The sequence below is a fragment of the Litorivivens sp. genome, assembly GCF_057445395.1.
Window position 1 is genome coordinate 1 of record NZ_JBVBUV010000034.1, and the last position, 12,673, is coordinate 12,673.

At 52.3% G+C, this 12,673-nt stretch carries 8 protein-coding genes; all 8 read left to right on the forward strand.

All coding sequences use genetic code 11. The features are described 5' to 3' along the window. Window positions 1-140: 140 nt before the first annotated feature. Window positions 141-1,283 (forward strand): glycosyltransferase family 4 protein, encoded by a 1,143-nt coding sequence (locus AC222A_RS11005; protein WP_486774979.1) that lies wholly within the window; start codon window positions 141-143, stop codon window positions 1,281-1,283. After that, a complete protein-coding gene (locus AC222A_RS11010; protein ID WP_372765517.1) occupies window positions 1,261-3,450 on the forward strand; it encodes an alginate lyase family protein in 2,190 nt (729 codons plus the stop codon). Before AC222A_RS11005 ends, AC222A_RS11010 begins: the two co-directional genes overlap by 23 nt. 55 nt (window positions 3,451-3,505) lie before the next feature. Next, entirely contained in the window at window positions 3,506-5,476 is a 1,971-nt protein-coding gene (gene asnB / locus AC222A_RS11015; RefSeq protein WP_486774980.1) for an asparagine synthase (glutamine-hydrolyzing), read from the forward strand. Window positions 5,477-5,484: 8 nt separating this feature from the next. Next, a complete protein-coding gene (locus AC222A_RS11020; RefSeq protein ID WP_486774981.1) occupies window positions 5,485-6,783 on the forward strand; it encodes a glycosyltransferase family 4 protein in 1,299 nt (432 codons plus the stop codon). 174 nt (window positions 6,784-6,957) lie between these two features. Further along, entirely contained in the window at window positions 6,958-8,259 is a 1,302-nt protein-coding gene (locus tag AC222A_RS11025) for a nucleotide sugar dehydrogenase (RefSeq protein ID WP_486774982.1), read from the forward strand. A gap of 7 nt (window positions 8,260-8,266) precedes the next feature. After that, the gene (locus AC222A_RS11030) at window positions 8,267-9,904 is read left to right on the forward strand and encodes a right-handed parallel beta-helix repeat-containing protein (RefSeq protein WP_486774983.1); all 1,638 of its coding nucleotides are present in this window, start codon (window positions 8,267-8,269) and stop codon (window positions 9,902-9,904) included. Window positions 9,905-10,367: 463 nt separating this feature from the next. Further along, window positions 10,368-11,522: a glycosyltransferase family 2 protein gene (locus AC222A_RS11035; protein WP_486774984.1), complete on the forward strand. Its 1,155-nt coding sequence runs from the start codon at window positions 10,368-10,370 to the stop codon at window positions 11,520-11,522. Between the two features lie 84 nt (window positions 11,523-11,606). Next, window positions 11,607-12,662 carry an SDR family oxidoreductase gene (locus AC222A_RS11040; protein WP_486774985.1) on the forward strand — a complete coding sequence of 352 codons (1,056 nt, stop codon included), beginning with the start codon at window positions 11,607-11,609 and terminating at the stop codon, window positions 12,660-12,662. Window positions 12,663-12,673 lie beyond the last annotated feature (11 nt).

The following is a 12,673-nucleotide window of genomic DNA, read 5'->3' on the forward strand; positions in this document are numbered from 1 at the left end:
TTGCAGCTCTGGACACTTATTAGTTTTGAACTATGGTGTCGCCGCTTTCTCGACGCGCCACTACTGCGCATCGAAGGTCAGTCAAACATCAAGCGCAATTGGCGCACGTCGCCCACGCCTTTAGGTGGAATGCGGGCGCAATGAGTCGTAAAACTGAGAAAGCTCTCCGTGTGGCAATTGTCGCGCCCAGCCTCGATATTTTGGGTGGCCAAGGGGTGCAGGCGCGAAGCCTTGTCGAATCGCTTATGGCCGACGGCATTGAAGTCAGAACTATCGCTGTGAACCCTCGTTTTCCCAAGGGTCTGGGTTGGGCGAGGCGTATACCGGTGCTTCGAACCCTGCTTAATCAGTGCTTATATGTGCCGAGCCTAACGCGTTTGCGACAGGTTGATGTGGTACATATATTCTCTGCGTCGTACTGGTCTTTCCTACTGGCACCAGTTCCTGCGCTGCTAGCGGCCAAGCTATTTTCAAAGCCCACGATCCTGAACTATCACAGTGGCGAAGCAAACGATCATCTGGCCAACTGGGGATGCCTGGTTCATCACTGGCTACGTATGGCCGACTCGATCGTTGTCCCCTCCATGTACCTACAATCTGTATTCTACCGCCACGGATATTATGCGCGTGTTATTCGTAACATTGTCGATATTTCCAGTTTTTCGTATCGCGAGCGCTCCAGCGTCCGCCCCAGACTACTGTCCAATAGGAATCTTGAAAGGCATTACGGTGTAGACAAAGTCTTACACGCATTTTCGATCACGAAAACACAGTATCCGGAGGCAACACTTACGATCGCCGGTTATGGGTCTCAGCGATCCAGTTTAGAACAGTGGGTAGCGTCCAAAGGCCTATCCGGCGTGACGTTTGTTGGCCGGGTAGAACCAGACCATATGCCTACTCTCTACAACGACGCAGATATATTCGTGAACGCATCAACTGTTGACAACCAGCCTATATCGATACTCGAGGCGTTTGCTGCGGGTCTACCGGTCATATCCACGCCAACAGGTGATATCCCAAACATGCTAGGCAACGGAACACATGGGCTCCTGACAGACGAACCGCATCCGGAAAATATCGCTAAGGCAACAGCGATGCTGATTGAAAAACCGCAGGCAGCTCAAGAAATAGCACTATCGGCGCGCCAAGAAGTTAAAGAGTATACCTGGGATAACGTCCGCGGCGAGTGGCTCGACTGTTACCAGCTAGTGGTTAAGGACGAAAAATCCAGTGTCAGAAGAGAGGAAAAATGCATCGATGAAACTACAACGCCTCTTTAAAATGGGCCCCTCAGAGCTGGCTTTTCGCAGTCGGCAGCATGCTTACATTATGGTTGAGCGGCTAACGACTCAGGAGCGTAACCCAGCGCTGACGCCCTCATGCACTTTCGATAGCCGCTACTGTGACAACGCGCTCAACGATATGGTGTCAAGGCTTGGTGGAGAAGGTCGCGATACGGCAAAAGCTGAACTGCAAATACACCTTCAGAACCTACTATCAACTCGCTTCTTCGCCGGTGCCGGCGATACAGTCTGCGCCGATGAGATAGCAAACAATCTTTTACTCAACGATAGGGCGTTAGCGCAAGACATCATTTCCCGCGCTGACGCAATCTGCGCCGGAAAGTTCGACATACTCGGCTATGGCAGCTTGTCATTTGGAGATCCAGTCAACTGGCATCTCGATCCAGTTGCCGGACGGGAACCACCGCTTGTTCACTGGAGCAGAATCGATCCGCTTTCCATAGAGCAGGTTGGCGATAGCAAAGTAGTTTGGGAATTGAGTCGACACCAATGGCTGCTCGATTTGGGTCAGGCCTACAGGATCACCGGTAACGAGCGCTACGCCGAATGCTTCGTGGATCTGGTAACCCGCTGGATGGATGCTAACCCGGCGGGCTTTGGCATCAACTGGAGCAGCGCATTGGAAGCTGCCATGCGTCTGTTATCCTGGTGCTGGGCGCTATCATTCTTCCGCGGCGCCAGCGCGCTGTCTCCGGCTGTGTTTTACACCATGCTGTCTTGGATTCAGCAGCACGCGCGATTTATAGAACGTAATTACTCCCGCTACTTTTCACCTAACACACACCTTACCGTTGAGGCCTTGGGACTTTTCTACGTGGGCGTGCTCTTCCCCGAGCTGGAAGGTGCTGGTCGCTGGCGAGTACTGGGCGCCCAAACACTTATCGACCAGATTTCACTGCAGGTATATGCCGACGGCGGCTATTTCGAGCAATCCACGCGCTATCAATATTACACCGTAGAAACCTATCTCCACTTTGTCATCCTGGCAAAACAAAACCACATCGCACTACCTGAACACGTTGAGACCAGATTGAAGAAAATGGTCCGATTTCTCCTCCACCTGAGGCGCCCCGATGGCACATTACCGCAGATCGGCGACACTGACGGAGGCTGGTTGCTACCTTTTCAGCGGCGCGGTACCGGCGACTACCGCGCATTGTTCTCGATCGCAGCGGTACTCTTTGATAGCGGCACATTCGCCTGGGCGGCAGACAGCCTAGCATTGGAAACCCAGTGGTTGTTTGGCAAAAATACAGAGAATATCGCTCCCAGAGCAAAGCCACGCGCCCCCTTGCCAGACCCCCTACATAGCTTTCGCGACAGTGGCTACGTAGTCATGCGCAGTGGGTGGCATTCGCGTGCTCACCAGATGATTGTAGATACAGGGCCGCTGGGATGCCGGGTGAGTGGCGGTCACGGACACGCCGACCTGCTCAGTATTCAATGTAGCTGCTGGGGCGAAAATTACTTGGTCGACGCCGGCACATACTGCTATACCGCCGATGCGGGATGGCGCGATTACTTTCGCAGTAGCGGCGCTCACAACACGCTGCTAATAGATGGTCGCGGCCAGGCCTCACCAAACGGCGCATTTTCCTGGCACAGCCGACCGACAGCACGGCTGCGTCAATGCAGCCTAATGCCGGGCTACAGCGTCGTAGACGCAAGCCATACCGCGTATGGCAGCAATGAATCTCCTATTAAGCACAGACGTCGCGTCCTGTTCATCACCTCCGACTACTGGATCGTTGTTGACGATGTATTTGGCGCGGACGAACATCGAATTGAGCTCCGCTACCAGTTCGCGCCCATGCCAGTTGCGCAGGACAGTCAGGGCTGGGTAAGGGCGTGCGGCCGTAACAGCAACCTGCTACTGAGAACATTCGCAGCACAGGGTCTTACCTGCGCGCTTGCGGAAGGTAGCGAAGAGCCTCGGATCGGGTGGTACTCACCCAATTACGGGCAACGCCTCCCCGCCCCCGCAGTGACCTACACCACAGTAGCGCAGCTGCCACTTCGACTGGTAACACTGATATATCCTTGCGATACCAATATTTCGCCCGATGAGTCACCGGCCATCGGGGACGCGAAACGTCGCGCCATCTCGCTTCTGGGCGAGTTCGACCCAGCCTCGGCAGGATGACTGCCAAAGCTCTCTATCAACCGCGATCTTTTTACTTACTCCCAGGAACCAAACCATGTGCGGTATTACTGGAATACTAAAATTCGACCCTCACGCCACCATTGATGAACGGCGTTTAATTGCAATGCGAGATAGCCTTATACATCGGGGCCCAGACAGTGCCGGTATAATGAATCGCGGCCAGATCGCGCTGGCGCATCGTCGCCTGTCCATCATCGATATCGGTGGCGGCCACCAACCGATGAGTAACCCCTCGAAAGACGCTTGGATCACCTATAACGGTGAGCTGTATAACTTTCGCGAACTCAGGCAAAAACTTATTACCGCCGGCTGCGCATTCACGACGCAATCTGATACTGAGGTTGTGCTGAGGGCGTACGAAATATATGGCGCGGGGTGCGTTCATCATCTGGAGGGAATGTTTGCCTTTGCGATCTGGGACGCCAAAAAGCGCGAACTTTTTCTAGCGCGAGACCGATTGGGCATCAAACCGCTCTACTACGCTATAACAGAATCGGAGTTACTTTTTGCTTCAGAGATCAAAGCTATACTCGCGGGCAGTAACCAGAGCCCCAGCTTAAACCGCGCCATACTGCCGGAATACCTGGCATCCCGATATGTTGCAGGCAACGAAACCTTTTTTGAGGGTGTCCATAAACTACTGCCCGGCCGAACCTTATCCTGGTCCGCCGCGAAGGGCCTTACGGAACACCACTACTGGCAGCCACCCAAGGTTATCGAGGATACTCATTTCGGCTATCAAGACCACGTTCACGCTGTGCGCAACGCACTGGACGAGGCCGTTCAAAGCCACTTGGTCAGCGACGTACCTATCGGTCTTTTCCTCTCCGGCGGACTGGACTCTACCGCCCTAGCCGGACTAATGGCCCCGAAGGTCAGCGGGGCAATAAAGACTTTCTCGGTCGGCTTCAAGGAAGCATCGGCGAATGAGCTGCACTATGCACGCCTGGCGGCGAGATCAGTCGACGCCGAGCACAGGGAGATACTTCTCTCACCAGACCAATTCTTTGCTGAGTTACCCCATCTGTTGTGGCACGAAGATGAACCCATCGCATTTACATCGAGCATTCCGCTTAACGTTATTTCTCGACTTGCACGGCAACACGTCAAGGTTGTACTGACAGGTGAAGGCGCGGACGAACTATTCCTGGGCTACGGCCATCGCTACCGAACCACTATCTGGAATACACGCCTCGGTGGCCTCTATGAAGGTACGCTACCCGGAACCTTACGGCTGCGTATAGCCCAGATCATCCCTGACCTACCGAAAAGACTACGACGGTACGCAGAACGCTCATTCCTCGCGCTTGGATGCAACCCCAGGTCCATTTTCTTCGACAATTTTTCGGTATTTCGAGATGGCACGAGACAACAACTGCTATCAGACCACTCACTCGAGGCTAGTCGTGATATCTACAAGCCACATCTGGAAAACTACCTGGCTGCCGGAAGTGACACGCTGGCCTGCATGAGCAATGCCGACCTGCAGACCTATCTTGTAGAACTGCTGATGAAGCAGGATCAAATGAGCATGGCAGCATCGTTGGAAAGCCGGGTTCCCTTCCTGGATCACCGCCTGGTCGACATGGTCGCCGCTATTCCTGGCCGCCACCGGATGCACGGCGGCCGCACCAAAGGGCTGCTTCGCGATGCTGTGAAAGATATTGTTCCGACAGCGATTATGAATCGCAGCAAGATGGGTTTCCCCGTTCCTGTTGGCGACTGGCTGCGCGGTCCGTTTTCGGGAATGATTGAGGAATTTGTTCTCAGCGAACGAGCACAGCGGCGCGATCATTTTAACCGTGACTACCTGTCTCGGCTCGCCCATGAGCATCACAGCGGGAGCGCCAACCACGGCGACCAGCTATGGCTTCTGATCAATCTGGAAATGTGGCAACGCATCTATATCGACGGCGAACCTCATGAGCAGATGTACTCAGGAATAGCCAGTCGCTCGGTACCAAACGCATCCTCTATTAACTCCGCAGAGTGGGTATCCGTATGACCATTAGCATGCTTAAACTAGCCGATTCTGAACTTCCCTCCCCGAGCACGAGCGGCATCGATGAATCATACAGCGACCTTAGAATTGACCAACTGAGAATCCTGTGGGTAAAGGTGGGCGGGCTCTGGCCACTCAACAGCGGTGGGCGACTGCGTAGCTTTCATTTGATTAATGAGTTATCCAAGCACAATGAGATGACAGTAATTACGACTCACACCCCGCCTGAAGACCCACAAGCGCTTGCGGCACAGCTTACGACCTGCCGCGCTATTCGCTCAGTACCCTATACGCCAGCAAAAAAACACAGCCTTCGATTTCTGCTCGCCTTAGCCCGCTCACTGTTCACGCGTCTACCGGTGGATCTACATAAGAATCGCATTCCGGCGCTAGGGAGAGAAGTCGCGAGCCAACTTGAGTCGGGCCAATTTGATATTTGCATCGCTGATTTTCTCGTCGCAGTACCCAACTTACCGAGAAATCTTAAAACGCCAATACTATTCTTTGAGCACAATGTGGAATTCATGATATGGAAACGTCTACAAAAGACTCAGAACAGTCTCATCGGTCGCGCACTTCTCGGTCTCGAATGGCGAAAAATGCGGCGTTACGAACATGACGCCTGCGAACGTGCTGGCGTAACTGTTGCGGTTTCCGAGGATGATCGCAAACAGCTTGCGCTGGGCGCTCCCAACAGCAGGATTGAGGCGATTCCAACCGGTGTCGATGTAGACTATTTTAAACCTGGCGACATCGCACAGGAGATACCCACTGAGCTCGTATTCACTGGCTCCATGGACTGGCACCCTAACGAGGACGCCATGCTCTATTTCATCGACAAGATCCTGCCATTGGTGCGGCGCCAGTATCCACAAATAACTGTGACGATGGTTGGCCGCAACCCCAGTGAATCACTGCGAAAGGCAGCAGTATCTGCGAATGTACGCCTTACCGGCACCGTAGCTGACGTGAGACCTTATATCGAACGCGCCGCCATCTACATTGTTCCATTGCGAATAGGTGGCGGAACTCGGCTGAAAATATACGAAGCTCTAGCCATGGGAAAACCCGTGGTCAGCACCACCATCGGCGCGGAGGGCCTCCCGCTAGAGGAGGGCAAGCACATTCTTCGCGCTGACGATCCGGAAAGTTTCTCGCAGGCTATCTTCGCACTGTTAGGGAATCAGAATCAGCGTTTGCGCATGGCCAGATACGGGCGCGAACTGATGGAACAGGAATACTCCTGGAGACGCGTGGCCGGGGATTTCGAGCGTATCTGCAGGAGTCTGGCTAAACACCGCGGCACTTAGACGAAGACGGTTATTAAGAACACTTAGAACCTTTCAACACCCGTAATTCTTTCTTCATTTCCTAACGACATTGGCGTTAACGTGAGCCCGACCAAAGCGATAGATGCTTATCGGACTACGCTGCCTTTGACTTTTTCGCCCAGAATACCGGGCATATCAACTGGAGTTTATCCCATGAAACCATCAATTAGCGTGTTTGGGCTTGGCTACGTCGGATGTGTAAGCGCAGCTTGCTTCGCGCAAGCTGGGCACCAGGTCACGGGCGTCGATGTTAACGACGAAAAAGTGCACATGATCAACGATGAGGGAAAGTCGCCAATCATCGAACCTGGGCTCGACGCCCTGATTCAATCAATGGTGAGTCGCGGTAGTCTGCGCGCCACAACCTCATGCGGTGAAGCGGTAGCACAGTCCGACGTAGCCTTCATCTGCGTCGGTACCCCGGGAGACCGACATGGGAAGCTTCAACTCGATGCCCTGGCACGCGTCAGCCGTGAAATTGGTGAGGCTCTGCAAGGACGCAACCGGGAATTCACGGTCGTAGTCCGCAGCACAGTACTCCCTGGAACGGCGGAAAGCACAGTTCGCAATGCACTTTTCGCAGGCGCTGGAAAAGAGGCCAAGTCGTGGCTAAATATTGCTGTCAACCCAGAGTTTATCCGGGAAGGCACTGCACTGAAGGATTTCGCGAATCCGCCCTTTACACTGGTGGGATGCGACACCAAGAAGACAGCAACGCTACTAAACGACATATACACATCGGTTGATGCCCCGTTCATTCATACAGAAATCCCCACCGCTGAGACCGTAAAGTACGTATCCAACGTTTACCATGCATTAAAGATCTGCTTTGCGAACGAGATTGGCGATATTTGCACGGGGCTCGGCGTAGACGCACAGGAAGTTATGCGAATATTTCGTCAGGACGATAAACTCAATATCTCAGAAGCTTACCTAAGACCGGGTTTCGCCTTTGGCGGATCGTGCCTCCCGAAAGACATCAAGGCACTACTCTACGCAGCTCACCACGCTGACGTCACTCTACCGATGCTGGACGCCATTCTTCCATCCAATCAGGCCCAGATCACCCAGGCCGTTGAGGCTGTAATGGCAACCGGCAGAAAACGTGTGGGTATTTTTGGCCTAGCATTCAAACCCGATACCGATGATCTCCGCGAAAGCCCGCTGGTAACACTGGTCGAAACGCTGATAGGCAAAGGCTGCGATGTTCGAATCCTTGATCACAACGTTGCCATCGCTAAACTCACCGGCGCGAATCGACGCTATATAGTTGAAGAGATACCCCATATTTCCACGCTTATGTGCGATAACGTACACGCCTTGCTCGACCACGCCGATGTCGTCGTTGTCAGTGATGCGAGCGAATCGCTGGAACTGGTGCGCCCCGATCAAACGGTAATCGACCTTACCAGGGGAGCACTGACAGTGAAATCTGCCGTGCAGAAAGCAAGCTGATTCCGGCGTGAAGAACTGGTCGCATCATCGAAGCAGCTCGGCGCTCGGGCTGTTAATCGTATCCGTCGCATTGACATCGGCAACCGATACTTTCGCCCTAGGCGTCACGCCTGAGTTACCCAGGGTTCAGGCGGCAAGCGCCGCTCATTCTGAAGGCATCGTTATAAACGTAAATGCCGGCGATGATTTACAGCAGGCGCTTCGTGAAGCCAATCCCGGCGACACTATAGCACTGGAAGCCGGCGCGAGTTTTGTGGGGCCGTTTTTCCTGCCAAGAAAATCTGCTGCCGACAACATTGTACTCAAACCAGAAGGAAAGCGTTGGATCACCATAAGGTCCACCAATACTGATTCGTCTTTACCCGCGCCCGGTATCCGTGTGTCGCCGGCGAACGCTTCATCGATGGCGAATTTATCGTCTTCTTCGGGCGCTGTAGTTACAACCGAAAGTGGCGCCAACCACTACAGATTTGTCGGTATAAGATTTAGTCCGACGGAATCACCTTATGAACGACCGATCAAAGAGCTCGTCCTGCTCGATGGTAGCGGCATGTTCAGACGACCTATGGAAAAAGCGGATTTACCACGCCAGTTCATATTTGAACGCTGCTATTTCCAGGGTCATGCAATACTCGGAACCCGTCGTGGCATCGTCATTAATGCAGGTCATGTCACGGTGATTGACTCGTATTTTTCAGATTTCAAAATTCGCGGTGAAGATTCACAAGCAATTGTAGGCTGGGAAGGGCCGGGGCCTTTCCTCATACAGAACAACTATCTCGAAGCTGCGGGCGAAAATGTGATGTTCGGTGGCGCTGACCCTGCGTCAGAAAGCCTTGTTCCCAGCGACATCACCATAAAGGGCAACCACTTCGCCCGGCCAAAATCATGGCGGTGGAACGGAAACTGGACGATCAAGAATATTCTGGAGCTTAAAAATGCTCGTCGGATACTCATCACCGGCAACGTTTTCGAGTACAACTGGCCTAATGCTCAGAATGGATTCGCGATACTGTTTACCGTTCGCAATCAGGAAGGCACCGCGCCCTGGTCGGTCGTTGAAGACGTGACTTTCTCAAACAATATTGTCCGCCATGTGGGTAGCGGCATAAACATACTAGGTTACGACGACCATCATCCGAGCCAGCAGACCAGTAGAATCCTTATCCGCAACAACCTGTTTATCGATATTGGCGGGAAATGGGGAGAAGGCAACCTGCTACAACTTCTCGACGGCACCTCAGATGTAACATTTGAACTTAACACAGTCTTCAATACAGGCAACATCCTCATCGCCGAAGGCCGACCACAGCGAAGATTTACCTTTCGACGAAATATCGTACAACATGGAGGCTACGGCATTGTCGGAAGAGGAAAAGCACCAGGTAATAGCGCATTAGCATTTTACCTACCCGGCTACGATATGTCGGACAACATGATCGTCGGCGGCAGTCGACGCCTTTACCCTTCTGGGAACGCATTCCCAAGCGCACTATCCGACGTTGATTTCATTGACTTTAAGCGCGGCGATTTTCGTCTTTCCAAGCCAAGTCGACAATTAATTGGGGTTGATTTTCACACTTTATGCGCTGCGCTATCGACGATTGACAGGCCAACAATCTGTAACTCTCTGGCAATGCCGTAACAGAATTTCCGAACACACTATAGCCCAGAGCGCCGAGCAGTGCCGACGTTGGAACAACTGAAAACTAACAATTGATCACCCGAATATTTCAGATCGACTGCCAGGCATACGTTGACGGTCGAGTTACGTGGCGCGTTTGTCAGATTCGCTTTTAACAGACTCGCCACACCGTCTCCCACGACATGTCGTCGTGTGAGTTTCTATCTCACTGCAGATAGATATTCCATCAACAGCTGTTGTAAAGGAGTTTAAAAATTATGCTTTTAAAGTACTTTCTTTTGCTGTTAGCGTCGCTAGGCGCTGGATATGCGACGTATGGTTCAGGCGCTATTCATGGCGGCATGTGTCTGATCGGTGGCTAATCCGCAATTAGCACGAATTGGCGCTCGGCATCGTTTGACATTGTTAAGCGATGTCGGTCACCCCTTTTTCTCCTGTAAATCATAAAGCCAGGTAGGACGTGATGAGCAACTCCGAGATAATACTTGTTATCGCAAGCGCATTGCTGGCCTACACTTACATTGGCTACCCAGTCCTCCTTACCCTGTTACCCAAAAAAGGCGTTAGAGATGTAGCTAGACATCGCTTCACACCTTCGGTCACTGTGCTCGTCGTAGCTCACAACGAAGCGCACTGCATTGATAGAAAAATCGAAGATATCTTGAACCTAGAGTACGACAATAAGAACCTTCAAATCGTGATAGGTTCGGACGGCTCTACGGACGCAACGGAGGCCATTGCCACACGTTACCGTGATTTCGGTGTTCAGGTTGTAAACTTTTCGGTTAATCGGGGAAAGCCTGCAGTTATTAACGAGCTCATACCGACCTTTACGAGTGACATTGTCGTACTAATGGATTCGCGTCAGTCGGTAGCAAAGGACGCCCTTCAGAAATTAGTTAACGAATTTATTGACCCTGCGGTAGGAGCCGTCAGCGGGGAACTTATGTTAACGTCACAGACAGCTGACACGCCAGCACTGGACGGTGTTGGTTTTTATTGGCGGTACGAAAAGTACATTCGACTTAACGAAAGCCGACTGGATTCATCTGTTGGTGTTACGGGCGCCTTCTACGCGTTTCGGCGCGAACTTTTTAACCCAATACCGGAATCTACTTTACTCGATGATGTATTGATTCCCATGCAAATCGCTCGCAAGGGCTATAGAGTATTATTTAGCCCTGGCGCGATGGCATATGACGTAGCACCTAGTGAACCGAGCTGTGAATTTCGCCGAAAAGTACGAACACTCGCCGGCAACTTTCAGCTTTTCCACAAACATTGCTGGTTGCTAAACCCTTTCAGAAATCGTTTGTGGTTTCAGACTTTTTCCCATAAATTTCTGCGTCTGCTCGGCCCTTTTCTTCTTGGCACTGCGTTTTTCGCAAACTTCGCGCTACTTGACATGGCCATCTATCGCGCACTATTCACGATACAGTGTCTAATCTATTGCGCCGCAGCGATCGGCTACTACTCCCCCGCTATACGCAATAGATTGTCAGTTGTATCGGTTCCCTACGCATTTTGTCTTTTGAATTGGTCTACAGCCGTGGGGTTCTACCGATATGTTCGCGGCGAACAACGCGTGACCTGGAAGCACCATCACCAGAGCGCCTGAAATATTCCTTTTCCTGCCTAGCCACACCGCGCAGAACATATAGTCGCTTGCCCGCATCAAATTCCACCACTTAGGAGAATTGCCATGAAGACTGGTATCAACAAAGGCGGTAGCATTCACAAAATCAACAACTTGAAGCCTATAAAAACGTTGGTCACCGGCGGCGCCGGATTTATAGGCTCCCATATCGCACGCTTTCTTCTAGCGCGTGGTGATGAGGTAGTCGTAGTTGATAATTTCTCCACCGGTAAACGCGAGAATATAGAGGGCCTGGACATAACGCTTGTTGAAGCTGATATTCGCGATCTCGACAGCATTAAGAACGCTGTCGAAGGCGTAGATACGGTGTTTCATCAAGCCGCACTCTGCTCTGTCGCTCGCTCTGTCGCAGATCCCGTCAGCACACATCAGGTTAACTCGACTGGCACACTGAATATCTTCGAAGCCAGTCGACTGGCCGGGGTGCGCCGCGTGGTGTTTGCTTCATCATCATCTGTGTACGGTGATTCCAAAACCCTACCGAAAGATGAATCGATGCCAACCTCGCCGCTGTCACCCTATGCTATTTCTAAACTCACCACAGAGTTTTATGGCGAACTTTATGAGCGGATGTTTGGGCTGGAGACGGTCGCGCTACGCTACTTTAACGTGTTTGGCCCCAGACAGGACCCCAACTCAGACTACGCAGCCGTGATCCCCAACTTCGCCAAGGCATTACTGACTAATACACCTATCCAGGTACACGGTGACGGAACACAAACCCGCGATTTTACGTTTATAGACAATGTAGTCCAGGCCAATATCCTGGCGTCGCAAAGTACAACTGCGCCGGGTCAGGCAATCAATGTGGCCTGTGGCGGCCGCTGGAGTCTGCTTGATCTGATAGCCATTTTGGAAGAGGTTACCCACGAAAAGGCACGGGTTGAATTCGTAGACAGTCGGGTTGGAGATATAAAGCACTCAGAAGCCTCTGTTGCCAAGGCCCGCGAACTCCTGGGCTATAAGCCTGAGGTGGAATTCAGGCAAGGCATAAGAGAAACCATCGACTGGTTTGTGCAGTCCGGGCTCGACGGGATAAAACGAAAGCCGCCGGCAGTGCAAGAGCAACATACCGGCGGAGTGATAAGATCGCTGCTCTAACGCAGCGTCGC